The organism is Reichenbachiella agariperforans (assembly GCF_900142205.1).
Lineage (GTDB): Bacteria > Bacteroidota > Bacteroidia > Cytophagales > Cyclobacteriaceae > Reichenbachiella > Reichenbachiella agariperforans.
The window spans coordinates 79,258-106,043 of record NZ_FRAA01000008.1 but is presented as its reverse complement, the minus strand read 5'-3'; the positions used below and the strand labels follow the sequence as shown (position 1 = coordinate 106,043).

Annotated in this window: 24 protein-coding genes; 13 read left to right on the top strand and 11 right to left on the bottom strand. The window is 40.7% G+C overall.

Annotated elements, in window-relative coordinates; genetic code table 11:
• Positions 1-76 precede the first annotated feature (76 nt).
• Positions 77-769 (top strand): NUDIX hydrolase, encoded by a 693-nt coding sequence (locus tag BUB99_RS17270; protein WP_216009872.1) that lies wholly within the window; start codon positions 77-79, stop codon positions 767-769.
• A gap of 55 nt (positions 770-824) precedes the next feature.
• Positions 825-1,733 carry a sialate O-acetylesterase gene (locus BUB99_RS17265; protein ID WP_084190627.1) on the top strand — a complete coding sequence of 303 codons (909 nt, stop codon included), beginning with the start codon at positions 825-827 and terminating at the stop codon, positions 1,731-1,733.
• A gap of 15 nt (positions 1,734-1,748) precedes the next feature.
• Here BUB99_RS17265 and BUB99_RS17260 read toward each other — a convergent pair whose 3' ends face one another.
• From BUB99_RS17260 to BUB99_RS17245, 4 genes are read right to left on the bottom strand one after another with little or no spacing between them, the layout of a single operon-like run.
• Positions 1,749-2,834 carry a hypothetical protein gene (locus BUB99_RS17260; RefSeq protein ID WP_073124628.1) on the bottom strand — a complete coding sequence of 362 codons (1,086 nt, stop codon included), beginning with the start codon at positions 2,832-2,834 and terminating at the stop codon, positions 1,749-1,751.
• Complete coding sequence (locus BUB99_RS17255) at positions 2,809-3,279, bottom strand: hypothetical protein (protein ID WP_073124626.1); 471 nt, start codon at positions 3,277-3,279, stop codon at positions 2,809-2,811. Before BUB99_RS17255 ends, BUB99_RS17260 begins: the two co-directional genes overlap by 26 nt.
• A 19-nt stretch (positions 3,280-3,298) precedes the next feature.
• On the bottom strand, positions 3,299-3,733 hold the full coding sequence (locus BUB99_RS17250) for a hypothetical protein (protein WP_073124624.1): 435 nt from the start codon (positions 3,731-3,733) through the stop codon (positions 3,299-3,301).
• A gap of 4 nt (positions 3,734-3,737) precedes the next feature.
• The gene (locus tag BUB99_RS17245; protein WP_084190626.1) at positions 3,738-5,297 is read right to left on the bottom strand and encodes a capsule assembly Wzi family protein; all 1,560 of its coding nucleotides are present in this window, start codon (positions 5,295-5,297) and stop codon (positions 3,738-3,740) included.
• Between the two features lie 197 nt (positions 5,298-5,494).
• Here BUB99_RS17245 and BUB99_RS17240 point away from each other — a divergent pair, with 197 nt between their 5' ends.
• Positions 5,495-6,451 carry a glycosyltransferase family 2 protein gene (locus BUB99_RS17240; RefSeq protein ID WP_073124620.1) on the top strand — a complete coding sequence of 319 codons (957 nt, stop codon included), beginning with the start codon at positions 5,495-5,497 and terminating at the stop codon, positions 6,449-6,451.
• A gap of 55 nt (positions 6,452-6,506) precedes the next feature.
• Here the strand turns inward: BUB99_RS17240 and BUB99_RS17235 are convergent, their stop codons facing one another.
• From BUB99_RS17235 to BUB99_RS17225, 3 genes are read right to left on the bottom strand one after another with little or no spacing between them, the layout of a single operon-like run.
• The gene (locus BUB99_RS17235; protein WP_073124618.1) at positions 6,507-8,123 is read right to left on the bottom strand and encodes a cyclic peptide export ABC transporter; all 1,617 of its coding nucleotides are present in this window, start codon (positions 8,121-8,123) and stop codon (positions 6,507-6,509) included.
• A 37-nt stretch (positions 8,124-8,160) separates the two neighbouring features.
• Positions 8,161-8,835 (bottom strand): putative nucleotide-diphospho-sugar transferase, encoded by a 675-nt coding sequence (locus BUB99_RS17230; RefSeq protein ID WP_073124616.1) that lies wholly within the window; start codon positions 8,833-8,835, stop codon positions 8,161-8,163.
• Positions 8,836-8,846: 11 nt separating this feature from the next.
• Positions 8,847-9,566 carry a glycosyl transferase family 90 gene (locus BUB99_RS17225; protein ID WP_170863833.1) on the bottom strand — a complete coding sequence of 240 codons (720 nt, stop codon included), beginning with the start codon at positions 9,564-9,566 and terminating at the stop codon, positions 8,847-8,849.
• Positions 9,567-10,121: 555 nt separating this feature from the next.
• Here BUB99_RS17225 and BUB99_RS17220 point away from each other — a divergent pair.
• The 3 genes from BUB99_RS17220 to BUB99_RS17210 all read left to right on the top strand — a co-directional run bounded on the left by BUB99_RS17220 (position 10,122) and on the right by BUB99_RS17210 (position 13,495).
• A complete protein-coding gene (locus tag BUB99_RS17220; RefSeq protein ID WP_073124612.1) occupies positions 10,122-10,916 on the top strand; it encodes a hypothetical protein in 795 nt (264 codons plus the stop codon).
• A 102-nt stretch (positions 10,917-11,018) separates the two neighbouring features.
• A complete protein-coding gene (locus BUB99_RS17215) occupies positions 11,019-12,110 on the top strand; it encodes a glycosyltransferase (protein ID WP_170863832.1) in 1,092 nt (363 codons plus the stop codon).
• Positions 12,111-12,271: 161 nt separating this feature from the next.
• Entirely contained in the window at positions 12,272-13,495 is a 1,224-nt protein-coding gene (locus tag BUB99_RS17210; RefSeq protein ID WP_073124608.1) for a glycosyltransferase family 4 protein, read from the top strand.
• 41 nt (positions 13,496-13,536) lie between these two features.
• Here the strand turns inward: BUB99_RS17210 and BUB99_RS17205 are convergent, their stop codons facing one another.
• Both BUB99_RS17205 and BUB99_RS17200 read right to left on the bottom strand, forming a co-directional pair.
• The gene (locus BUB99_RS17205) at positions 13,537-15,447 is read right to left on the bottom strand and encodes an ABC-F family ATP-binding cassette domain-containing protein (RefSeq protein ID WP_073124606.1); all 1,911 of its coding nucleotides are present in this window, start codon (positions 15,445-15,447) and stop codon (positions 13,537-13,539) included.
• Between the two features lie 133 nt (positions 15,448-15,580).
• Entirely contained in the window at positions 15,581-15,931 is a 351-nt protein-coding gene (locus BUB99_RS17200; protein WP_073124604.1) for a T9SS type A sorting domain-containing protein, read from the bottom strand.
• Positions 15,932-16,209: 278 nt separating this feature from the next.
• On the opposite strand from BUB99_RS17200, the gene BUB99_RS17195 reads away from it, so the two are divergent.
• The 6 genes from BUB99_RS17195 to BUB99_RS17170 all read left to right on the top strand — a co-directional run bounded on the left by BUB99_RS17195 (position 16,210) and on the right by BUB99_RS17170 (position 22,400).
• On the top strand, positions 16,210-17,370 hold the full coding sequence (locus BUB99_RS17195; protein ID WP_073124602.1) for a PQQ-dependent sugar dehydrogenase: 1,161 nt from the start codon (positions 16,210-16,212) through the stop codon (positions 17,368-17,370).
• Positions 17,370-18,023: an alpha/beta hydrolase gene (locus tag BUB99_RS17190; RefSeq protein ID WP_073124600.1), complete on the top strand. Its 654-nt coding sequence runs from the start codon at positions 17,370-17,372 to the stop codon at positions 18,021-18,023. Before BUB99_RS17195 ends, BUB99_RS17190 begins: the two co-directional genes overlap by 1 nt.
• A gap of 81 nt (positions 18,024-18,104) precedes the next feature.
• Entirely contained in the window at positions 18,105-19,946 is a 1,842-nt protein-coding gene (locus tag BUB99_RS17185) for a M1 family metallopeptidase (RefSeq protein WP_073124598.1), read from the top strand.
• A 31-nt stretch (positions 19,947-19,977) separates the two neighbouring features.
• Positions 19,978-21,195, top strand: a complete 1,218-nt coding sequence (locus BUB99_RS17180) for a DEAD/DEAH box helicase (protein ID WP_073124596.1) — start codon at positions 19,978-19,980, stop codon at positions 21,193-21,195.
• Between the two features lie 116 nt (positions 21,196-21,311).
• A complete protein-coding gene (locus BUB99_RS17175; protein WP_073124595.1) occupies positions 21,312-21,593 on the top strand; it encodes a hypothetical protein in 282 nt (93 codons plus the stop codon).
• Between the two features lie 15 nt (positions 21,594-21,608).
• Positions 21,609-22,400, top strand: coding sequence for an XRE family transcriptional regulator (locus BUB99_RS17170; RefSeq protein ID WP_073124593.1), 792 nt, complete (start codon positions 21,609-21,611; stop codon positions 22,398-22,400).
• A 77-nt stretch (positions 22,401-22,477) separates the two neighbouring features.
• Here the strand turns inward: BUB99_RS17170 and BUB99_RS17165 are convergent, their stop codons facing one another.
• Both BUB99_RS17165 and BUB99_RS17160 read right to left on the bottom strand, forming a co-directional pair.
• Positions 22,478-23,644, bottom strand: coding sequence for a porin (locus BUB99_RS17165; protein WP_073124591.1), 1,167 nt, complete (start codon positions 23,642-23,644; stop codon positions 22,478-22,480).
• A gap of 116 nt (positions 23,645-23,760) precedes the next feature.
• Positions 23,761-24,870: a Na/Pi symporter gene (locus tag BUB99_RS17160; RefSeq protein WP_073124589.1), complete on the bottom strand. Its 1,110-nt coding sequence runs from the start codon at positions 24,868-24,870 to the stop codon at positions 23,761-23,763.
• A gap of 174 nt (positions 24,871-25,044) precedes the next feature.
• On the opposite strand from BUB99_RS17160, the gene BUB99_RS17155 reads away from it, so the two are divergent.
• The gene (locus BUB99_RS17155; RefSeq protein WP_073124587.1) at positions 25,045-26,745 is read left to right on the top strand and encodes a Na/Pi cotransporter family protein; all 1,701 of its coding nucleotides are present in this window, start codon (positions 25,045-25,047) and stop codon (positions 26,743-26,745) included.
• Positions 26,746-26,786: the final 41 nt, after the last annotated feature.

Genomic DNA, 26,786 nt, shown 5'->3' with positions numbered 1-26,786 from the left:
CAGCGAATGGTGAAGCAGGATTTTGATCCTATGGATACTTTCATCTCTACATGGATTCGGCTATACTTGTGTGATTATGACACTTTACAATGAATATGACCGATTATTGGTCGCAGTGGATTGCATTATTTTTGGATTTCATGGGGATCAACTGAAACTGCTATTGATCAAAAGGGATTTTGAGCCAGAGAAGGGGAAGTGGTCTTTGATGGGTGGTTTTGCCAAGAAGTCTGAGAGTTTGGATGATGCTGCTAGTCGTATTCTGATGAGTTTGACGGGGTTGCAAGAGGTTTTTTTAGAGCAACTTTATTGTTTCAATCAAGTCGATAGAGACCCTGTAGAGCGTACGATCAGTGTTACATATTATTCACTTATCAATATCGAGGATCATGACGAGGAATTGAGCAAACAGCACGATGCATCATGGTTTGATTTGGGTGAGATGCCCGACCTGATTTTTGATCACAATGAGATTGTAGACCGTGCCCACCAGCGGCTCAAATATAAAGCGGAGCACTATCCTGTAGGATTTGAACTCCTCCCACCTAAGTTTACCATGCCAGAGCTACAGTCATTGTACGAAGCGATCTTCGAGACGGAGATGGACAAGCGTAATTTTATCAAGCGCATCGATTCGCTCGGTATTTTGGTCAAACTCAACGAAAAGAAGCGTACAACGGGTAAGAAGGGGGCATTTCTATATCAGTTTGATGAAGATAAATACAAACAGCAAATGAAAACGGGAAACAAGTTTCAGATTAAGCCTTGATGGTCAGATGCATGACAGGTGTCCCGTCCTAAGTATTGAATCAAGATATTAGAGTATGAAAAATTGGAGTGTAGCGATAGGGCTAGTAGGGTTGACTTTTTTCGCGAATGCGCAAAAGAATAGCAACGAGATAGAAGTGTACTTTCTCGGAGGGCAGTCTAACATGGATGGCTATGGGTATATCAAAGACTTGCCTGATTCGTTGAAGCGAGCGCAAGACGGGATTTATATTTTTCATGGACACACTGTGCCGGATGATGAAGAAGGAGGTGGAATAGGGAGCTGGCAGGTGCTGAAGCCGGGGCATGGCACTGGGTTTACTGCTGATATGAAAAGGAATAAATATTCGGATCGTTTTGGGTTAGAATTGAGTTTTGCGATGACGATGCAGCAGGCTAAACCTGATAGAAGGATAGCGCTAATCAAATATTCGCGTGGAGGGACTTCTATTGATAGTTTGGCAGCAGATGTGTTTGGGTGCTGGGATCCAGACTATCATGGGGTGACTGGCATCAATCAGTATGATCACTTCCTAGCCACGATGCGTCACGCCATGGCTGATGGGGATATTGATGATGATGGAGTCAAAGATGTACTGGTGCCAAAGGGCATATTGTGGATGCAGGGGGAGAGCGATAGTAATTTGGAATCTTCTGCATACGCGTATTATGATAACCTAAAGCGGTTGATGGATTTGATTCGTGCGACGATGCTTACCGATGACTTACCTATCGTGATAGGAAAGATCTCTGATAGCAACGATGCTTCTAGAGGAGGTAAGGTTTGGAAGTATGGTGAGCTCGTTCAATATGCTCAGGAACAGTTCGTCAAGAAAGATGATCGAGCAGCCATTGTCAGAGAGACTAAACATTATGAGCACTCCGATCCATGGCATTATAAAAGTGTTAATTACATTCAGTTAGGCAATGCTTTCGCTGAGGCCATGTTGAAACTGGAGGAGTGATAGGTTGCGTGTTATCTAGAGGGGGGTATCTGGTTTTGGATGCTTTTTAAGCAAAATAGAAAGCGCTAGTATTGTCAATACAATCCATGTTGCTAACCCTGTATACAGATTGTTTTCAATAGGAAAGTAGGTAGATTGATTTTTAAAGAGTATTCCGAATAAGTTGTTACATCCTAGAATAATACCAATAGGATATATTACCCATAAGTTCAAACGTGCATTTTTGAGGTACAGGTTGTAGAACTTAGGGAGAATGAAAACCCCATACGCAAATACCTGTGGTATAAAAGGGATGTTTAGTACCAGTGTATTTCCGAGGTGAAAAACGCATAGTGCAAATAGCCATGTGTACCACGTTTTTCTTGATTTGAGTAAAAAATAAAGTCCTGCCATCTCGAATAAGGGGATAAAATGATCCGTGATTTCAACCAAGAAGATTGGAACATACTTGAAATATGGAGCCAATAAATGTACACGATCAGAGACGTAATACCCTTCGTAGTACCATCTTAAAATCCCATTGGTTGATGTATTGAAATCCATCCATGGTATTTTAGGAACGCCAGAAGTGAATAAGCCAAAAACGATAACGATAGCGTATAGAGCGATTGCTCTGTCATGTGTTTTCTTGGTGGTGTGTGTTTCGGGTCTGATGGCAATTTTGGCTCTCGAATTAGTAAAGGCTAATATTGGAAAAATTAGTGTCATCATGATTTCGTGGTCTATTTTTCCAAGATTATAGGCAAAACCATCCATGATCAACATGATAAAAAAGGCGACCATGGATGTCAAACGAGTACGGTAACCGATTGTAATGCAAACCATGCAAATCAGCATGGTGATATCCATGATATCAATGAACCAATCAGCTGGGAAATCTGAGAATATATTAAAGAAGTTCCATCGAGTATTTCTGTATAAGGCACTGGGTATGGATTTTAACCAACCCCAATAATGCTCTGAAAATAGTAGGCTATACAATCCAAACAGAATTCTAAAAACGCCTAGTCCATTTTGATTAAAATCAATATGGGTACTGATCAATATGCTATTGCGGGCTGTATGTGCTTTTCTGTCAATCCAGTGTATATATTTTTTCATCTATTACTGTTTGAGAAAAATCTTTGGAGTCTATTTTTAGTTTTCTTGCAATGATTACATTCTCAGAACAATGCTGTTCCTTGAGTTTTTGTCTCCACCAGTTTGTCACCTCTGTGTATTGATCAGTATGCTTGTCGTATGTGAAAAGCCCAAGGTCATTCATGATCATACCTCTCAAATCGTGGATTGGAGCAGGGAATATAAATCGCGTATGATTGAGTTCAATTTCGGTACCTGTTTTTGGATCTATACCGTATAGTTGTCTTTTTTCAAAAGTACATGTCCCATCTTTTCCAATATTTACTTTAGAGCCTGCTGCAGGCATGACCACAGAGGGGTAGATTTCTTTGCTGCTAAAAGCGATTTTAGCTAAAAAAGGAATGCCTAAAAGGAAAGCAAGGGCAGTAACTATAAAAAAGTATTTGTTTGTCGTAAGCTGGGACATGAGGCTACTATATCAAGATCTATTTCTCTTCCAGGTTTAATGTGTGCGAATTTACTATACCTACTTCAGTGTGTTTTCCGTCAGATGATTCGGTAACATACTCTAGTGCTATACCGTCTTTATATAGCTCGTAGACGACTTCCCAACTGTTTTTAGTACAGGTGATGCATTCTGCATTGTAGATGTCTAGTCGCAGTTTTATAGTATTGGATGGGAGTTTAACCATGGTAGGTTCTTTTTCTGTTTCTGGGTTTTTTCGGGTATCAAAATACAATTCGTCATTGACATAGATCAAGGCATAGTTGTTTATTTCATAGAAAATGATACTATACCCATCATCGGAAGGTAGCGGTGCGTCAGCTTTCTCTGTTCCTAATTTTTTAGGATTAGGGACACATGCGATGAGTGTAAAAATAACAATGAGGTATTGAAAAGTTCTTTTGAAAATATTCATGAGACTAGAAATTTTTGGAAAGGTTAAGGCTGATTGAAACGTTTGTTTTGTCATTATTTTCAACATAATACATGTTTTGACGAAAATTCATGCCGAAGTGCATTCCGACTAGATAATTTCCTATAAACTTTGAAAAAGTGCTTTCTAATGTCCATTCATGATCATGTCTGTTTTCATCCTTAATAGTGTCGTAGAAATAATCATCGTTAAAACGGATTCTTTGGGCAGTGAGTTGTAGTATACCTGTAGCAAATACGTATTGAGCATTGAAATAATCCGAAGAGGAGCCAGGACCTATACCAGCACCAAGGATTTGTCCTTTTTGGGTATACCCTTGTTTGACGATATGGTGAGCATACCATGTAGGAGTAGCACGGTATGCGTTACTTTTGGATTGATCTAAGGTCGCATGCTCATAGGTTAATTTGATCAAATCTTTGTTTTTCAAATCTATATATTTGCTAAAACCTAATGTATAGCCTCTTGAATGGTCAGGTTCTGTGCCGTATAGTTTTCCTCCAAAATCATTTTTTGCGAATTCTAGGTACGTTTCAAAACCTACCTCTCTAAAAAACCACCGCATGGTAATCGAACCCATTTGGTCGTACTCATCATTCACTCCATCGACCCCATCATTGTCATCAAAATTGGTAATGAAGACCAATAGATCAAGTGGAACAAAATCCTTGGCTTTTTTGTACAATACTCTATTGAAACCGAGATAAAGACTAGGTAAAAAACTGGGGTTATAGGAAGCAGAAAAACCCGACCAATAGCGATGATTCCATTGAGTGTCTTCGTCGAAATAGTCTGATTTCTTAAGGAGTCCGTAATATATTTTTCCTTCAAATCTTCCGATTTTTGTATTGACAGGTTTATGTGTGCCAATATCAATGTGAGGAATTCCAGAAGAATTATTACTAAGTAGAATAGGGTTTCTCTGTGCTGGACCCCAGACTATGTTTTGTGTAGATGCTCCGATCGTGAATGATTTGTAGACTAGACGTATATCAGTCTGTCCCAGATCAAACTCTGCAAAGCTTTGGTCTCCATATCTTTGGACATAATCAATGCGCTTGTTTGTAAATTGATAGTTGTATGGATTGTTGTCACTGGTCTGTGGAGCTAGCTCAAATGCAGAATTTTGTGAAAAGAATACAATAGGAGCAATAGTGAATTCTAGTAGCCCGTATTTTCCTGCCACGCCTCCTTGGATAGAGCCTGTGTAGCCTTTTCCCTTCCATAGTGCTCCATCATTGTAGCCATGTGCGTAGGTTGAGTTGTAGTGGTTTGTCAGTCGGGCTGGGAGTAGTGAGATTGATTTGTTTTTTTGTTGGTCTAATTGAAAGTTGTCTTTCCAAGGATTCCATGTGATAGAGTCTTTGTTGTATTGGGAGACTATCGTGGGGAAAATATTCATTCGGTTGGATATCCCTTCATTTTTGATTTCTAGAATCCGATAGTATTCTAGGTATTCACTATCAGGGTAGAGGACTTGCGCATGCAGAGTGTTGATGTGAACGATCAGCATGCATAGAGCGAAATAGATAGTGTATCGGTTCATATATGGAAAACTTTATGCGAAGTTAATCAGCTCACAAGGGATTGCAAGCATAGAGTTTATCTAAAGTTAATTTCTACCTAGTGGTTTGTTTACGTATGACACGCCTGTGTTTTTTGGATAAAAACATCATTATCTTCGCGTGGCGAATGGCTATATCATCGATGTTCTATCGAATGTTCAACATAATGGATTAAAATATGAATACCCCCAAAATAACAGTAGTAGTGCCGATTTATAATGTGTCTCAGTATTTAACCCAGTGTATTGACAGCATTGTAAATCAAACTTTGTCTGGCTTAGAGGTGATATTGGTCAACGATGATTCTCCTGATCCGCAGGATGATGTGATTTGTCAGGATTTTGCTAATCGATATGAACATGTGTTGTATGTGAAGCATGAAAAGAACAAGGGGTTAGGAGGTGCGCGCAATACGGGGATTGAACACGCGACAGCAGAGTATATTACATTCATAGATAGTGATGATTGGTTGGAACTCAATATGTTCGAAGAGTTATACAGTGCAGCTGTTAAATCGGATGCAGATATTGCACAATGTTTTTTCTATGAACATTCGGAGGGGAATGTACGGCTACAGCGTGTTAAAGGCTTCAGAAAGCAGGCTGATATTATGCATGCAATCAATGTACTGGCATGGAATAAGATTTATAAAACAAAGCTGTACAAGGATAACAATGTCTATTTTCCTGAGAAAATAGCGTCTCAGGATGTCGCGACAATGACGAGACTGTTATACTTTGTCGATAGTGTAGTTTTGGTGAGAAAGGGGCTGTACAACTATAGAATCAATCGCAAAGGGTCGCTGACATCTAACTATAAGAAGCTACTGACGGATTTGCCAGTTGTATTTCAGATTATTCAGGATTTTTTGGAGCAACATGGGAAGCTAGAGTCAGATAAGAAATTTCTCGAAAAGCGCGTACTTAAGAGTTTGGTTCATCATCTCAATAGAATGAAAAAGGATACAACTATCGCTGAATCTGAAAAAGACGCGTTGATTGCTGAACATATTCAGAATTCGCTAAAGTATTTGAGCCTGAGAGGAAAAGATGAAATCGTAAATCTAGATTCAGCTATTAAAAGACTGACGCGTTATCGAAACAAATTGTACGTTAGATTGTTTTTTACCTGGTAAGGACGGTGAAATGGCCGCTCTAGTTTTGGATCAGCTTGGTTAGTGTTTTGCATGTCTATTTTTCTGAGGCGACCATTCCTTCTTTCAATTCTATAATTTCGTCAGCTACATCAAAGTATTTTTCGTCGTGAGAGATCACGATTACAGTTTTTCCTTTTTCTTTTAAGAATGGAAGAATTTTGTGGTAGAATATTCCCTTGAAGTAGGGGTCTTGATTAGCCGCCCACTCATCAAAGACATAGATTTCTTTGTTGTCTAGCATGTTAGCGATGAGTGCTAGTCTGGATCGTTGGCCATAGGATAGTTTTGTAGAGCTAAATTGATCTCCGTCAATATGTACTTTTTCACCCATCTCTAGCAAAGAGATAAACTCGTTTGCATTAGAGCTGAGGTATTCTTTGTCTATGTGCGATAAATATTCAAACACATGTGAGTCTGCATAATATGCCGAGAACAAGTCTCGGTAACTAATCAAATTTTCTTGACTGATGGGCTCTTCATGGTACTTGATTATGCCATCTGTAGGGATATACAGGCCAGTTAGTATTTTAGAAAAGGTAGTTTTTCCACTTCCATTCCCTCCAATAATGAAGGTGATTTTGTTTTTCTGAAGCCTGAGGTTCAATGGACCAAAAGTGATTGGGTTTTCATGTTGCTGTTCTTGGTATTGGAATGATACCGAGTCAAATGTCAGGATGGGGCTATTCGATTCTATTGATTCAGGGATGTTTTTGTTAGATGAAATCTGATGTTGATCCACTGCTATTCCTAATTTATTGATTTGTTCTAGAGATACTGTAGCGGAGCTTTTCAACCTAAAGAACGCAGCAATTTTGGTAGTGAAAGGGATCAGAAATAGGATGGTTGGTAAGATAGCTTTGAAATGATCAAAATCAATAGGTAGTATCGTGACTCCTGCATACATGAGTAATCCCGAAAAGACAAAAACTAACAAGTCAGATAGTCTATCTGTAGTCTCTAAGAGAACTTTTCGTTTTACCTCGGCATTGTTCCAGTTTCGTAAATTGGAAGATATGACTAGTGAGATGTAGTCTTTTCTTCGAGCACCGTTCAGGGACAATTCCTTCAGGCCTGAGACCATGCTAGATAAATCTCGGTACAAGAAGTTATTGTACTTGGTAGCTCTACGGGTCAATTTCCTTACGAAAGGGAGGGTAGCGGCTATCATGATGATCTGAAGCACAAATGCTAACGTGAAGAAGAAAGTTAGCTGTCCATCTGATACGAACATTACATAGAGCGTAGCGATCACAGTGGTCATAGATACCAAAAACTGTGGGATACGATTGATGAACTCAGATAGAACCGTGATGTCTCGTGTAAGTACAGGTACGATTCGTTCGGAGGAAGCTTCTATATATTCATAGTCTGCACGTAGGATTTTTTCTGATAGCTGCTGGGTTAGTTTTCGAATAACGATGGATGTGATTTTGGCCAAGAAATATCCTGAGGCTATACCTAGAATTGTAGCAGCTAAACTATATGCTAGGATATAAAGAATGAATTCACTGTTGATATTATCTACTGAGTCCAGACCTGTCTTGAGCATCATTATTACTCTAGAGGTACAGAATCCAGATAGCACACCAGTAATTGCACCAGTTATAAACAGACCAATTCTAGTTTTGATTAACGGGAGAATTTTTTGCATTCTTATGTGTTTTGATTAATTCTAGTTATTGTTAGAATTAGAAAATCTTATCATATTCTTTTTTGATCTCGGTAGCGATTTGCTCTTTGGTCATGGCGGACAGATGCTTGCAAAATTTCGTGTTTCGTTTGCTAACGATAGACGAAGGTAAGTATCCGATGAGTTTGTCCAGTTTTGGATCTAGCATTACCCCTCTTAGTAGGACGTTTTGTGTTCTAGGGTGAATATCTGCTAAGTGTTTTAGCTTTCCTTGTCCTAGTTCGAGCCAAGTGTCAATGAATTCGTGAACCTCAGGACTGTTCTTCATAATATTGAAACCAGCATTAGGGAGTGCCCATCTCTTCATCTCCAGACTTAATTTCCAGTTGTGAGAAAAGTATATGCCTAGCCTGTCTGACCCATCTTTTTGGAAGAGAATTTTTTTGTCACCAGTCATATATTGAGTGATGAGACGCTCTAAACTGAGTTCTAGTTGATCCTTGTAGATTAATGTATCTGCATCCACCATCATCACGTACTCAGCATCTGATGTTTTGAAGTGATCTTGAATCATCTTGATCCTACTCCATGTGAATGCCATGTCAGGAATTAATTTTTCTCCGTAATGACAAAATTTATAACCGTGTATCTCACAATATTTTTTCCATATCGGAATAGAGTATTGTGTGTATATGTCAATATGCTCGGTCGAGAGCATGAGAATATCTATCATGATGTATTTGTTTAGTATTTGATACTTACTTTTTGAGCGTATGTTTCTAAAAGAAGTTTTTGAACGGCCATGTCATTCTGTTCATCCAAAAATTGAGACATATATTTCCTTCCATTTTGTGCAATCTCGGCGCAAAGTTGATCATTTTGCTTGGTCCATTCCAATATTTGTTCTAGATCCGATAGGTCATCCTTTAAGGGAAGGTAATGTACGTAGGGTTCTAATTTTTCTTCCATGATCCAAGACTGCCAATAGGGCTTGGGCATGATGGGGACGGAGTTGGATGAAAGTATCCACCGGAGGTTACTGGCTACATCGTTGCCTTCTAAACTAATGATGAATTTGTACTCAAGTTGTTTCTTGATTGTAACCTTTCCTCTTTTCCACTTTGTTAGTTCAGGTTTTTGTTTGGTGGTAGCAAAACCCACGTCATACTTATTGTAGTAGTTTTTGACAAAATCAACACGCTGTTCTTGACCAGTGGTAGCACCTCTCCATATTACGTTGTCTTTTTTCTCTCTCCATGAAAGGTCGTTGGCTTGGCTGGTGGTACATGGATCAGTTAATCTCAGTGACCTGAAGTTATAGATGACGCTGTGTTGGTCGGTAGCCCTTCTGGATTTTCGGATGGCTGGTATTTCTCCAGAAGAACCATGTTCACCGTAGTACAGTGGGTATTTAAAATCAACAGTCAATAGACCTGCTTTATCAAATGGGATGAAAAAATTCATTAGGGAATGCAAGTCTTTGTACCTCTTGTAAAAAGGGAGTACCCGTATATTTTTTATTCTTGGAAGATGAACAATGTGTTGGCAGTACCAGTGTGCAAAGCTGTTTTTATAATCATTATAAGATACCAGATTTAGTTCTATCTTAGACCATTTTGTTAGACTCTTATAATAATTGAAGTCTTTGATGTCAATCTCAAACGTTTTCAAGTTGTTTAGATAAAATTCAACTCTATCATCATGGGAAACCCACATGTCGGGTAGGGAGCCTGTCTTGTTCATAAGAGATTAATAAATCACGCAAAAGTATGAAAAACAAGAGACAATCGGCAGGAACTGTTGTCAATAGGGGGTGAAATAATTAGTTATGTTATAAGATGACTGACTTGTCAAATCAAGTAGGGGGCTTGTGTTTTCATGTAAAACAATATTAAATGCGTTTGGGGTAGATTATGTTTGCGCTTTATTTTAAATACAGCATAAATGAGCAGGATCGTTACCGAAACCATGAGGTTATTAACCTTGAGGAGTACAAATTCAAGTTATTGGATCAAAAGAATGAGTAACAAGCCAAGATCAAAGGCTGTTATATCTTTGTCAGTGTTACCTACTCGATTTAAAGGGCTGACGCCCACGCTCAATTCACTCACTGATCAGTCTGTCCTTCCCGAAAAAATCATTCTCAATTTACCGAAGGCTTTTGAGCGAGACAAGGCTGAGTACATCATTCCAGATTATGTGACTAATCACCCTTTGGTAGAGATTAATTGGATAGAAAAAGACATGGGCCCAGCCACTAAGCTACTACCTACACTTAATTTGTATGAAAACGAGCCTGAGAAATTAATTATCATAGTGGACGATGACCAGCTATATCCAAAGGGTATGGTTGAGAATTATATCAATCAATCTAAGAGCCTCCCCGATGCAGCAATGACTTTGTCTGGTTGGACTGTACCTAGCAGTTTTGATCATGGTGATAAAGTGCAATTGTACGGAGCAATTGTACGTATCTACCGCAAAGATACGTCTGTAGATGAACCCGTGCGTGTAGACTGCTTGCAAGGGGCTGCAAGTTTTGCTGTTAAGCCTAAATTATTTGATAGAGGGGTTTTTGATTTCGATAATGCACCTAGAGAAGCTTTTTTTGTAGATGATATTTGGGTAAGTGGGAATTTGTCCCGTTGTAAATCTCCAGTTTATGTGGTGCCAGCCCCGTTTCGTTACGGTCGATTCGTGTCATTGAGACAATCTGCAGAATTTGGTCTTTCGAGTACAGTCAATGCTGATAATACAAACAATAATAAGCTTTACCGGTATTTTCAAAAAGAGTGGTGGTCTCTAAATCAATAATTTAGTACTCAAATAGACAGTCTATACATGTTCACTTTAGTTGATTGTAATAATTTTTGGAGCCCATCTGGAGGGGGAGTACGGCGATATCATTTGGAAAAGATGGAGTACTTTAAAGATCGGGCTGATGTCAAGTACGTATTTGTCATGCACGATAGTGAGACCTATACTGAACAGATCGGTTCTAACGCATATATCGAACACCTGAAAGTGCCGAAGGTTTTTGGGAACTGGGAATACAGATACCTTACCAATAGTGATCGAATTGCTCCGTTGCTGGTCAAGCATGATCCTGACGCGATCGAGGTAGGCTCACCTTATATTATGCCAAGAATCGTAAATAATGTGGTCACGAAGCATCATTTGAAAGCAAGAGTGTATGGGTTTTGGCATGCAGATTTTCCAGTGACCTATGTGAAGCGGTTTTTGTCGGGATTGCCGTTTTCGTTGGATCAGAGAGGTGAAGAGTTGGCATGGGCATATGCCCGGAAAAACTACAACCGTATGACAGGGGTATTGGCGTCTAGTGAGATCATTCTTGACCGGATGAAATTGAATGGGATAGAAAATACACATTTCGTGCCTCTAGGAGTCAATGAAGTGTTGTTTAACCCTGATAAAAAGGATTTGTCTCTTGTTGAGGAGTTGAAAGCAGGAGATTCTAATCGCTTGGTGATGTTTTTTCCTCACCGATTTTGCAAGGAGAAGGGGTTAGATGTGCTATTAGATGCATACCCAATTCTTTGTGAGAAGTTGAATGTCGAGCCTACACTAGTGTTAGCAGGGATGGGACCAGATATCAAACGGGTACAATTGGCCGCTGAAAAATATGAGCATGTACATTTCAAAGGATTTATCCAGAGCAAAGAAGAAATGGCAACCTATTATGCTAGTGCGGATTTGGGATTTGCACTGAGTGCTTGGGAGACTTTTGGTTTGTCACTGGTGGAAGCGTTAAGTGCGGGACTACCGTTAATTGCTGCCGGTGATGGTGCAGCTAAAGAGCATATTGATCGATCTGGAGCGGGGTATGTGTTAGATACTGTGACACCAGAGAATCTTGCAGAGATGATCGTTGCTTTCGTGAATAGCTCTGAACGAGTCTCGTTCAAGGTTAAAGCAAGAGAATATGCCAAGCACCTCAATTGGAAGAATTGTTTTGACAAGCTACTGAGGATTTACCAAGAGTCATGAGAGGAAGAAAGTATAAAAAAATAGTCATGTCATTAGGGGTAATCCACCATTAAAGTGACACCATAGTAGAAGTCTTGAAAAGCCAGTTTGGTTTGATAGGCTGAAAAATTGGTTTGGTATTTGTCAGACTAATTGGAATTATCACCGTACATAGTACCTGAATGCAGAATATTAGAAAAAAAGTAGTGCTCTTCGCCGATGTGTTGGAAGAGGATTTTGATGGAGTTAGCGTTACTTTAAACAAGATAATTGCAAATTTCCCAAAGGATCGATTTGATCTTTTGATCGTAACGCCACATCCCCCAAAGGATATGAGCGGGATCGATTTCAAGATTTTGATATGCCCTTACATTGGTCTTCCGTTTCAGGAGGGGTATAGATTAGGCCTGCCAGGCAGAATGAAGGGGCTTAAGGCTGAGTTGGATAAATTTCAACCGGATGTGTTGCATTTTACTTCCCCGTCACTATTGGGTCGCTATGCCATCAAATATGCAAAGCGTAATAATATACCAGTGATGACTATCTATCACACGCATTACCCAACCTATTTCAAATATTACCTAGGGAAAATAGGAGATTTCTTTTTGGGTGGTTTGTTTAACCAAGGGATGGCGTGGTATTATAAGAACGCAAATTTGACTCTTGTACCGACAGGACCTGTTCGCAGGGATTTAGAAAAATTAGGAATCAAACGTGATACGATGGCAATATGGGGTCGTGCGATTCATGCCAACCGTTTCAATCCAGAGTTTTATAGAGAAGACTTTTTTAAAGATCGAGTACCTGAGGGTAATAAGACGGTGTTGTTTGTCAGTCGTCTGATCAAAGAAAAGAATGTAGCTGTTTTGGCAGATATGTATCAGCTGTTCGAAAGGAAGAACAAAAAGATCACTATGGTGATAACAGGAGAAGGTCCAGAGAGAGAATGGTTGGAAGAGAGAATGCCGAAGGCACTTTTTACGGGTAAGCTTCGTGGAGATGAATTGTCACAGACCTATGCGTCTGCGGATTTATTTTTCTTCCCATCTGCATCTGAGACTTTTGGTAACGTGGTGTTGGAAGCAATGGCATCTGGTACGCCAGTGGTAGCTGCTGACGCTTGTGGGCCCTCTGATATCGTCAAGAATGGCGTGACAGGATACTTAGCAGCTCCAGGTTCGCTTCGTGGTTTCTACAAGAGGATCTTGACTATACTAGGAGATGACCATCTTCGTGAGCGTATGAGTCGTCAGGCTTTTGAATATGCCAATGCCAAGACGATAGACAACCTGCATGCTGAACTCTGGCAGCACTATGACCGTGTGATCAAAGGGTATAATCTCTGTAAATCGAGACAAGAACAGGCACTAGCCGAAGAAATGGCACTGAGCTATGAGAAGTCCTAAAGGCTGGAAAATATAACTAAGACAAAATAGAAGAGCTGGGATCAATTTTCCAGCTCTTCTATTTTTAGTGCCAAATCTTCCCATGTTTCGGTGGCATCTTCTAGCTGTTTTTGTAATTTTTCATACTGAGCATTCAGTTTGTTTAGCTTATCGAGATCGTTGAAGTGGTCTGGATTGGCCATATCTACTTCTTGTTGCGCTTTCTCAGTTTCTAGCTTTTCTATTTTTGCTTCCACCGCAGATAGTTCTTTATTCAACTTAGAGAGTTGGACTTGATCCACATCCTTGGCTTTTTTCTTTTTCTCTTTTGGAGCAGTGTCTTGTTTCTTAGGGGCAGGAGTTGCTGCTTTAGGTTTTTGGTTTTGGCTTGCCCACCATTTGAATTCATCGTAGGTGCCAGGGTATTCTTTGATCTGTTGATCTTCGAGCCACCAGATTTTGTTGGCTACTTTACTTACAAAGTACCTGTCGTGAGATACGAGTATGAAAGTCCCCTCATATTGCTCTAGTGCCTGTATTAGTATATTGACCGACTGAATATCGAGGTGATTAGTCGGTTCGTCAAGTAGTAAAAAGTTGGCTTCTGAGATCAAGGTTTTTGCTAGGGCAACTCTTGATTTTTCTCCCCCAGATAAAACTTTAATCTTCTTGAATACATCTTCGTCTGAGAACAAAAAGCACCCCAGTACTCCTCTGAGTTCTTGTTCAGATTTTCCAGATCCAAATTGCTTTAGCTCTTCGAGAATTTCATTTTCGATGTTGAGAGACTCTAATTGATGTTGTGCAAAAAAGGCAGGATTGACGTTGAATCCAATTTTGGCCTCTCCTTCCATATTATCATCTCCATCAATCATCCGAAGGAGGGTGGATTTTCCTTTACCATTCGCACCGATAAGGGCGATTTTGTCACCTCTTTCGATGTTGGCACTAGCTTTTGTTAGAATATCAATATCGGGATAGGACTTGGATACTTCGTCCAAGGTGACGACATGTCGACCTGACTGCTTCCCAAAGTTGAACTTGAAGTTGATGGCTACATTGTCTTCGATGACGTCTTCGAGACGGTCCATTCTGTCTAGTGCTTTGACGCGTGACTGTACTTGTTTGGCTTTGGTAGCCTTAGCACGAAATCGCTCAACAAACTTCTCCGTTTGCTTGATTTGCTGTTGTTGGTTGAGGAAGGCGTTTTTTTGTAGCTCGTTTCGTAGCTCTTTCTCTTGTAGGTAGTTGGTGTAATTTCCAGGGTATGCGGTGAGTTTTTGTTGGCTCACCTCGACAATGGTATTGATGGTGTTGTTGAGGAACTCTCTATCGTGAGATACGACGATCACTGCTCCTTCGTAGTTTTTGAGATAATTTTCTATCCACTGAATCGAGGGGAGGTCGAGGTGGTTGGTGGGTTCGTCGAGCATGAGCAACGAAGGAGACTCTAGTAGTAGTTTGGCAAGGATGACACGCATGCGCCAGCCCCCAGAGAACTCTTTGAGTGGTCGCTGCAGATCCGATGTTTTAAATCCGATTCCTTCTAGCACCTCTTCGGCTTTGCTTTGCAGCGTGTAACCATCCTTTGTTTCGAACTCTTCCTGTAGTCTCGCTAGCCTGTCTACCAGTTTGTCCTCATAGTTGGTTTCCATGAGTTTGATTGTCCTATCTATCTCATGTTGGATGTCTATGACGTCCTGAAAGGCTTCCATTACGACGGATAGTATGGAGTCTTCGGACTGAAAGGAGAGCATATCTTGGTTGAGGAACCCTATGCTGCAGTCTTTTGATTTACTGATTTCACCTCCGTCTTTTTTGAGTTGATTGGTGATGAGTTTGAGGAGGGTGGATTTACCTGTGCCATTTAGTCCGATCAAACCAATTTTGTCTTTGGGTTTGATGTGTAGAGATGCTTCTTCGAATAGTGCGCGACTGCCTAAATAGTAGGATAAATTATTGATTGAAATCATGCCGCAAATATGATAAAGATGTTTGACCTATACGGTACTCAAACGGACTAATTGGGAATAGCTTGACTTGCTAGGACATAAAAAAGCCTCGGCAAATACTGCCAAGGCTCAAATTCATCAAGTAGGACAAGCCTTACTTCAATGCGATAGTTTTCTTCACGCTATACACGTCGTTAGATACTGTGTAAGCGTAGTTTCCTGCAGGGTAAGCAGATAGGTCGAATGCTTTGGCATATTTAGCACCTTCTACTTTCTTGTCAGAATAGATCAAAGCACCGTAATTGTCATAGATTCTTACTTTTACTTCTTCACCTTCTAGTTTGTCAAAGATCACGATTACTTTAGAATCAGCAGTCGCTTTAATCTGTACTTTAAGCTCAGGGCTCACTACTTTTTCAGATTTCTCAGCTTTTTCTCCAGCGAAAGCTAGTGAAGAGCATGCTACCATTAGGGTCAGGGCGATTGTTTTGATTGTCGTTTTCATCGTAGTAATATTTTGTTTGTTTGAATTTGATTACGATGCAATGATAGCACAGCCCTACAGCCTACTAAAGCGGAAATCGGTGAGCTTCAAGATTTTTCAGGTGAAGTTAAGCTTTTCTCTGATTGGTGTTTTGAGCAGATATCTGTGTTTTGTTTTTTTGAGATACCGCAAAGTGAGGTAGCAGGGCATTCTTGCGACCTAGTCGTAGAAAATCCCAACTTATATTTTGGCTATCCCGTCTAAAGGCTAAATTGTACACTCAATCTATGAAACCAAAAATGAAGAATCTAATCACCTACCTGCCCCTGTTAGCATGGCTGACGATAAGTAGTTCATGTGCATCAACTGAAACGGGTTCTGAACAACCTGCCGACGAGTCTGATACGATCGAAGAACCGACTGGACAACTGGCGACATTGAAGTTGCCAGAGGGTTTTCGAATCTCAGTGTATGCAGATGGAGTTGAGAATGCGAGATCAATGGCAGTCAGTCCAAGTGGGGTACTCTATGTAGGAACTAAGGATGCGGGCAAGGTCTATGCGATCAAAGATACAGATGGAGACGGTCAGGCAGATGAGGTGATCACGTTACTAGAGGGGCAGAATATGCCAAATGGGATAGCTTTTAGAGACGGTAGCCTATATGTCGCGGAGGTTGATCAACTGACCAGATATGACGATATAGAACAACAGCTGGATGCCTTAGGTGAGGGAACGGTGATTTATGACGATTACCCGTCGGACAAGCATCATGGCTGGAAGTATATTGCTTTTGGCCCGGATGGTAAACTCTACATACCTGTAGGTGCCCCCTGTAATATATGTGAGAGTAAGGACGAAATATACGCCTCCATCACCAGAATGAATCCTGATGGCTCGGATCGTGAAATTTACGCACATGGAGTGAGAAATTCAGTAGGTATCACGTGGGATTCTGCTGGTACACTTTGGTTTACTGATAATGGTCGTGATTTGCTCGGGGATGATATGCCTCCTTGTGAGCTAAACAAGGCGACCAAGCTGGGGCAGCATTTTGGGTATCCCTACTGTCATGGTGGAGATATTGCAGATCCTGAGTTTGGAGCTAAGTTCCCCTGTTCGGATTTTGTGATTCCAGCTCGTAAGTTAGGTGCGCATGTAGCACCGTTGGGATTGAAGTTTTATAATGGAGAGATGTTTCCTCAGGACTATCGTGGGTCTATCATTATCGCTGAACATGGCTCATGGAATCGCTCCAAAAAGGTAGGCTACAGACTCACTCAGGTCAAAGTTCAGGATGGGAAAGCGATTTCTTATGAGCCGTTCGTAGAGGGATGGTTGGATGTAGAGGAGCAGGAGGCATGGGGAAGACCTGTCGATGTATTAGTCCTTGACGATGGGAGTCTGTTGGTCTCGGACGATAAGGCAGGCAAGATTTACCGAATAAGCTACAGCGACTGATGGGACAAGTCAACCACGTGTCAGTGGAGATACAGGCTAGTTATCATACGCTCAATGAACTAACCAGAGACACCAAACATATTTGGCTGGTGTGTCATGGGTATGGACAGCTATCTGAGCATTTTATTGGTCACTTTGACGAGTTAGATGCTGAGACACATCATGTGATTGCGCTACAGGGCTTGTCTAAGTTCTATCTGCCAGGTCATAGGCAAGTGGGAGCGAGCTGGATGACTAAGGAGGATCGGGCAGTTGAGTTGACAAATCAACAAGCTTATTTTTCGTCAGTCATGTCTGTAGCATTAGATAGGCGTGAGGTTGCTGATTATCAAATTCATTTGTTGGGCTTCTCGCAGGGAGTGTCTGCGATATGTAGATTGGCTGCTCACTTGCAGCTGCCACTTGCATCTCTGATACTTTGGGCAGGGAGTTTTCCTCCAGAGTTGCAGGCTTCTGATTTTTCGTTTCTGTCTGGAGAGGAAAAAATATATGGAGTCTTGGGAGATAATGATCGATACTTTGATACTGATCTTTATGCGATTGAAATGGAGAAAGTAGCTATAGCCACTGGAATAGATCCCGAACTGATACCTTATCAAGGAGCGCATGAGTTGAATCCCCAGGTTTTGAACTCCATAGTGTCCAAGTTTTAATCCTACCGTCTATCAAAATGTTCTGGGTAAAACCTTATACCCTCTTTAGTTTGCACGAAGGAAAAAAATCAAAAGTTAGTTATGAAATACATCAAAGCGTTAATGATCCTGTTGGTGCCAGTCATGTCCCTGGCACAAGACCGATGGCAACAAAGAGTAGAATACAAAATGGAGATTGATATGGACGCTGCCTCCAACCGATTCACTGGAGATCAAACGCTGAAGTATTATAATAATTCGCCAGACACGTTGACTCGCGTATATTTTCATCTCTATTATAATGCCTTTCAGCCGGGTAGTATGATGGATGTACGCAGTAGAACTCTGCCTGACCCAGATCGCAGGGTGAAAGATAGAATCTACAAGCTCGAAGAGAATGAAATCGGCTATCACAAGATTGAGTCTCTCAAACAAAACGGGAAGAAACTAAGCTATACCATAGATGGTACGGTTATGATCGTAGATCTCAAGAAGCCCATATTACCTCGATCTACAGCAGAGTTTTCGATGAAGTTCGAGAGTCAGGTGCCGCTACAGATTAGAAGAACGGGTCGGGACAATGCCGAAGGTGTGCGCCTATCTATGGCACAGTGGTTTCCTAAAATCGCCGAATATGATAGAGCTGGTTGGCACACGCACCCATATATAGCCAGAGAGTTTTATAGCCCATGGGGAGATTATGATGTGAAGATCACGATTGACAGTGCCTATAACATAGGGGCTACTGGTGTGCTACAGAATACGAGTGAGGTAGGCAAAGGCTATGGTGCGGGACGTCCGACTGCTGAGAAGATGACCTATCACTTCAAAGCAGAAAACGTGCATGATTTTGTTTGGGCAGCTGATCCAGACTATCAACATGATGTGGTGGATATGAAAGAGGGACTACAGTTTCACTATTTTTATCAGGGAGATACCCTAGTGCAAGAGTGGAAGGATCTACAGGTCTATATGAAAAAGGCACTGCCATTCATCGAAGAGAATTTTGGAGAATATCCGTATCCTGTTTATTCGGTGATTCAAGGAGGCGATGGAGGAATGGAGTACCCGATGGCTACTTTGATCACTGGGCATAGAAGCGCTAGAAGTCTCGTAGGAGTGACTGTGCACGAGATGATGCATAGTTGGTATCAGATGATGTTAGCGACCAATGAGAGTTACTACTCTTGGATGGACGAAGGCTTTACAACCTATGCTTCTAATTTGGTGATGGACTATTTGTTCAACGAAAAATATCCAGCCATTAACCCTCATGGAGCAAATATGAGGGGCTATCGTCGATTGGTAGAAGCGGGTAAGGAAGAATCACTGACGACACATTCAGACTTTTTTAGTACGAATTGGGCCTATGGGACGGCGGCTTATTCCAAAGGAGCGATTACACTCCGTCAGTTGGAGTACGTCGTGGGATCGGAGAATCTACGTGCTGGACTCCTACAGTATTACAAAGAATGGAGATTTAAGCATCCTGATATGTTGGATTTTCAAAAGATCATAGAGAAACAAAGTGGGATTGAGTTGGATTGGTATTTTGATTTTTGGGTAAAAACTACCAAATCGATCGATTATGCGATCACTCAAGTCTATGCGTCAGCAGGAAAAACGAATATCCACCTCCAGCGGATCGGGGAGATGCCTATGCCTGTAGATGTGAAAGTCACTATGTTAGATGGTAGCGAACAATGGTATCACATAGCACTCGGACTCATGCGCGGTGCGAAACCTATCGCTAAGAATGCTGAACAGTTGACCAACTGGCCATGGGTCTACCCATATTATACTTTCTCAATCGACCTGCCATTGGCGCAGATCAAAAGCATACAGATCGATCCTGATGAGTTTACTGCCGATATGGATCCAGAGAACAATGCCTATCCTTTCAAGTCATCAACCGTCGAATTAAAAGGAGTTATTCAAGAATAAACACTAGATTTGACCTTTATCAAATCATAATATGACGTTAAAATTTAAAGAAGTTGGCATTCAAAGCCCCGTGCTAGAAAGTGTAGAGGCTATGGGTTATGAAACTACCACGCCAATACAAGAACAAGCAATTCCAATCATATTGAATGGAAAAGACCTGATCGCCTGCGCACAAACAGGGACAGGTAAGACTGCAGCATTTTTGTTGCCTACCATACAGCAGATTCAGGCTCAGGAAGATCACGGGTCTATCGATGCATTGGTCATCGTACCTACACGAGAGTTGGCAATACAGATCGATCAGCAGATACAGGGGTTAGGTTATTTTGTCAATATCAGTTCACTTGCTATCTATGGTGGTGGAGATGGTACTTCATGGGATGTCCAAAAGAAGGCTTTGGTCAATGGTGCTAACGTGATCATTGCCACGCCAGGTCGTTTGATTGCACACTTGAACCAAGAGTATGTAGACCTGTCTAAGGTGAAGCATTTTATCTTGGACGAAGCAGATCGTATGTTGGATATGGGATTCTATGATGATATCAAAAAGATCATGGAAGGTCTGCCAGCCAAAAGACAAAATTTAATGTTCTCAGCGACTATGCCTCCTAAAATGCGAAAGCTTGCTAAGGAAGTACTGAATGAACCAGAGGAATTGAATATTGCGATCTCTAAGCCAAGTGCTGCGATAGTGCAAGCTGCCTTCATGGTATATGATGGACAGAAATTGGACTTAATTAAACATCTACTCAAGGCAAAACCACTTGAGAGCGTGTTTGTCTTCCTCTCTAAAAAATCAGAAGTTGATAGAGCTGCTGCTGAGATCAAGAAGATAGGTATCAATGCAGAAGCAATCCATTCAGGTCTAGAGCAGTCTCGAAGGGAAGTTGTACTGCAGGAGTTTATCAATAAGAAAATTAATGTTCTCGTAGCGACTGACGTGATGAGCCGTGGGATCGACATCAAAGGGATCGACATGGTGATCAATTACAACGTGCCTGGAGATGCTGAGGATTATGTGCACCGTATCGGACGTACAGGACGAGCAGAGGCCAAGGGTATTGCATTTACCTTCGTCAATGAGGAGGATATGTTTAAGTTCAGCAAAATCGAGGAGCTGATAGAGAAGGATATTAGAAAAGTTCCGCTACCTGAGTATATAGGGGAGGGGCCAGAGTACAACCCAAAGGCGTCATCTAAATTCAGAGGAAGTTCACGTCCAAAGCGAGGTTTTAGTAAGAGAAAGTAGTTAATGCTAAAATAATTAGTTAATCACTTTGCTTGCTAAAAATAATAGGCTAATTTTATTATCAAATAGTGCTAGTAGTACAATTTGTATCTCATTAATTGATAATAAAATTAGTAATGGAAGAATATCATATCGGAGGAAACTATAAGCTGAAGCTATCCTCAAAGAAATTGAAGTCAGGAAAATGCCAAGTGAAGTTCCATGCCTCTTTGGAACAGAAGAAGAATATGTATGGCTATGTTCTAGCAGACTCTGGGGAGACATTGACCAATGTCGTACAGAAGATTTACATGCGCCTCGATCAAATACAGCACAACGGAAATACACATCATATCAACCTATATTCGATCGGTCGTGCCTGTAATAATGACAATGGTATTATTATGTTTGAGGCCTAAATTAGAAGTCACCGTATGGAAGTTGCTAAGCTGAACGAGAATATTAAATTTCTGAGAAAGAATTTTGGGTACACACAGGAGACCTTTGCCAATGCGATTGGTATCAAGCGGTCTTTGGTGGGAGCCTACGAAGAAGGGCGAGCAGATCCACGACTCAATAATTTGCTTCGTATGTCAGAGCTGTTTAATGTGAGTGTTGATACACTGATCAGCAAAGATGTGTCTAAGTTGTCTGACGAGGATTTATATATTACTGGTGATGGTGCAAAAATATTGTCTATAACAGTGGATAGTCAGGAGCGTGAAAATATCGAACTGATACCACAAAAGGCTTCTGCGGGTTATCTTAACGGTTATGCAGATCCAGATTATATCGAGTCATTGCCGAGGTTTCAGTTACCTATGCTCCCGAGCAACGCTACCTACAGAGCTTTTGAAATATCGGGCGATTCTATGCTTCCTTTGCAGCCTGGTACGATTATCATTGGTCAGTATTTGGAGCGTATTTCTGATATTAAGAATGGTAAAACCTATGTACTCCTGAGCAAGGAAGAGGGTGTCGTCTATAAGCGTGTCTTTAACTATGTCGATGAAAATGGTATGCTATTTCTCGTGTCAGATAATAAATCCTATTCTCCGTATCAAGTGGATGCTAAAAATATCATAGAGGTGTGGGAGTCCAAAGCATTTATCAGTATAGATTTTCCAGATCCTAGTTCGTCTACGCCAGAGATGAATATGACTGAACTTACTGCCATAGTTGCCAACCTGCAAAGCGAAATAGTGAAGCTAAAGGAAGACAAGTAACAGTGAGGGGTAAGATGGGCTCTATTATTACTAATCTTCCTGTGATAGATGAATGAATCGATAAGGGTGAAGTCGAATTAAAAGCCTATTTCAGCTTGACACATGAACAACAGTTCGTTGGCCTCTTCGTGATTGTTGATATAGGATGCGCTGCTCTGTAGTTTGAGTGTGTGGCCTGAGATGTACTTGGTCAAATTGAGTGTTACTATCTCTGAATCTGGAGCTATATCGATCCTTTCAGGTCTGTTGATGACGTATCGCCCAGCTATTTCAAACTTGTTTTTGAAAAGGTAACCTGTTGAGAAATTGAAGGCTTCTCCCATATAAAAGTAACGCTGTTCCCCGAATTCATCCTGACCGAAAGCTGCACCATTCACTAAACGTCTGTTGGCGTACTCCGACATGATACTAAATCCATGATACTTGAACATCAGGTCTGCATATATACTACTGATGTCTACATGCGTGTCTAGGAACCTTCCTAATTGACCTCTTTCACGGTTGTTGTTGTCATTGAAGTCGTAGGTGATACCTATGGATAGCTTTGGTTTAGGTTCTCTCATTAGATCTCCACCAAAGTAGTCACCTTTTTTTTGGAACTTTCCAAAGGGTAGAACTTCAGCTCTGACGGTGTATCCATATCCTTGAACATTAGAAGCAGTGATGTTTCGACCTTCTCCCATGGAGATGGATCCTATCTCTCTGATTATCCAGCCGTTCATTTCGTGTTCATGATGTAATTGGAGTCCCATGTCTCGATCCAGATTGTAAAATGCATTGAGTTCACTGCGCTCAGTAAACTGCATCGAGCCAGAGGATATGACTCTTTCTCGGTTACCAGGTAGTTTAGTTTGACCTGCCCAGAGTTCCCAGCCTTCCCTGAACTCCCATTTTAGTACTGCGTCAAGTACGATATTGGCTGCACCATTGTTTTCGTTGTAGAAGTTGCCTTGATCGCGATTAGAGAGTCCTAGTTCGATTTTGTATTGTATGCTTGGGTCGTACAAAAAACCCTTGAATTTGATTCGGTATCTTCTGATGAGGAAGTTGTCTGTATAGTTGCTATTCTCGAGATTCATGAGCCCAGAGTATCTGGACTGAAACCTAACATTGATTTGAGTGCTAAATGACGAGTCTTTAGCAGTGTATCTGATGCCATTTCCTAGTTTGTTGTCTGCAAATCTTTGCGAATATGCGGACGCACTGACACAAAGGAATAACATTCCTAAGATGTATAATCTCATTTTCTGAATTTTGATTAAGCTGCAAGGTTAGATATAATCGGTAACATTGACTTAATATTCAGGAAACATTTGCGTATTGTTACTCAATATGCTTCGCTTAGAAGATGTTGTTAATTTTAGAGTTTTCCTAAGAAAATAAGTGAGAGAGGGAGGATGAAAAATACGACCAATATGTAGAAAAAACCTATGATTTTATATCTCATGGTCATTGATCCGAATTTTTGTGCGTAGATGACAGGTATCTTTTTGATACCAGGGGTCAATAGGAATATAACTGTGCCTATCAGGTTGAAAAGGAAGTGCACCAAGGCGATATTCATAGCTGCTTCTGATTTGTTGACTGCAGCGATGAGGGCGGTAATTGTTGTGCCAATATTCGCCCCTACTATGTAGGGAAATATCTTCTCTAGTTTGATTTTTCCTGTGGCACCTAGTGGGACGATCACTGTAGTGGAGATAGAGCTTGACTGGATGACAGCTGTTAAGATAGCCCCTAAACTAAAGGCGTTGAAGTTGTTTTTGAAGAATACAGATTCGAACTTTTCCCTCATCGTACCAATCATTCGGTTACTGATTGTTTTGGACATAATCTTAATTGATCCAAACAAGCTAGCTGTTGAAAGTAGAATGAGTAAAGGTTTGAAACTAGTGATGCCTATTAAATAGCTATTGATATAATCAAATAAGCCAGAGTGTGTTACTGCTACGTCTGTTGCCGTTTTATTTTTGAAACCTACAAAATGAGTGATGTCTTGTGATAGCTCAGTTAATATGTGATAATTCCATTCGAGAGGGAAAAGGATCGTCACGGTTAGAATGTTAAAAAAATCATGCATGACGCCTGTCGCTATAGCATTTTTAAACTCCTTGTTGTTGGTGATGTAACTGAGCGATACGATGGTACTGGTTAGTGTGGTACCGATGTTAGCGCCCATGACCATAGGTACTGCATTTTGTAGTGGGAGACTGCCTGAGGCGACTATCGCTACGATTAGTGATGTACTGGTAGAACTACTCTGAATTACTGCAGTTATAAAAATCCCTATAAATAGGCTCACAAATGGGTTGGAAATGATGTCTAGCAACCTGATGACTGTGTCATTACCTATGATCTGAAATGTCTCTGTCATCAAGTCTAGCGACCAAAGAAAAATGGTCAAAGAAATTACTAGACTAAGTACAAACTTGATGATACCTTTGGGCGCATGTTCAGATGTTTTTATCATAAGGAAGCGCAAAATTAATATATATGTCGGTGCGCAATGTTAATAAATCATTAACTGTTCTATGGTGATTTTAGGTGATTACGGTGATATGTTAATATTTAAATAAAATGGTACGTGTGAATAATTCTTACATTTGCACGCGTTTGAAATAATCGAATATTTAAAAAGAGAAAGGTGGAATACGGCATTTTTGAGATTTTAAAGCTAATTGGAGCACTCGGGTTCTTTATCTATGGGATGAAGGTCATGAGTGAATCTATCCAAAAGGTGGCAGGGGATAAGTTGAGAGGGGTGATGAGTCTCATTACATCTAATCGTTTTAGTGGAGTGTTGACTGGTTTTTTGACGACTGCTATCATACAGTCATCGTCAGCGACTACCGTGATGGTCGTGAGTTTCGTGAATGCGGGGCTTTTGAAGTTACGTCAAGCGATTAGCGTCATTATGGGTGCTAATATTGGTACTACGATTACGGCTATTTTAATATTATTTCTTGGCTTTTCTAAGTTTAGCATATCTAATTATGCTTTGCCAATTATAGCACTGGGATTCCCTTTGTTGTTTGCGAAGCGAGCTGACCTAAAATATTGGGGTGAGTTTTTTATTGGTTTTGCACTTTTATTTATGGGATTGGATGAGTTGAAACATTCTGTGCCAGATTTGAAAAATAACCCTGAAATTCTAGAGTGGATTGCTAATCTAAATGAACTTGGATTTTTAGCGATTATCATAGCAGTGCTTATAGGTACAATTTTGACGGTAGTAGTTCAGTCGTCTAGTGCCGCTATGGCGATAACGCTGATCATGTGTGACAATGGATGGATTCCGTTTGATATGGCGGCTGCTATTGTTTTGGGTGAAAATATAGGGACTACCATCACGGCTAATCTAGCAGCACTGGTAGGTAACGTACATGCCAAACGAGCTGCACGGGCTCACTTTGTGTTCAATGCTGTGGGTGTAATTTGGATGCTCTTGATATTCAATGTCTATATCAATGCAGTAGATACCTTCATGACGATGACGGATCATGGATCGCCTTTGACCAATGTAGCGGATGTGAAATGGGGATTGACTTATTTTCACATGAGTTTCAATATCATTAATACCTTATTGATGATATGGTTTGTGCCCTACATAGAGAAGCTGGTGATCAAAATGGTGCCATCTAAAGAAGAGGAAGATGATGAGTTTCATTTGGAATTCATTGGTACGAGTTTGATGCAGACGTCTGAGATTTCTCTCCTAGAGGCTAGAAAGGAGTTAACGGTCTTTGGTAAAATCATTAAGAAAATGCATAAGCTGTCTGTAGAGTTAATCACCTCGGATAGCGAGAAAAAAATAGAAAAGCTACTCAAGAAAATTGAGAAGTATGAACAACGTACAGATGATCTAGAGCTAGAAATAGATGATTACCTAGTGAAAGTAGCCGAAGGAAGGCTATCTGCCGCATCGTCTGAGGAGATCCGTGCGATACTCAGCATCACTGGTGATTTGGAGCGTGTAGCCGATATTATCATGCGGATGTCTAAAGACGCTAGCAAAAAGGCAAAGCATAAACTGAACTTTTCGAAGGAACAATTCAAGAATCTTGAAGAGATTATCGGGTTGGTGGATAACGCCATAGATACGATGATGGATAATTTAAATATGTCCTATCGTGATGTAACACTGGATAGCGCGATGCTCATAGAAGAGGCGATTGATGTGAAAACGAAAAAATTGAACAAAGCATATTACAAGAAAATCGAAGAGAAAAACTATGATATACGTACAGGTGTGGCGTATAGGGATTTAGTTTTTGCTTGTGAGAAAATTGGTGATCACTTGATCAATGTGACAGAAAGTCTAGCAGACCTGAAAGCTGACGACTAATACCTAAAGCTACAAGTGAGGTGATAAAAAGGCTGTTTCGT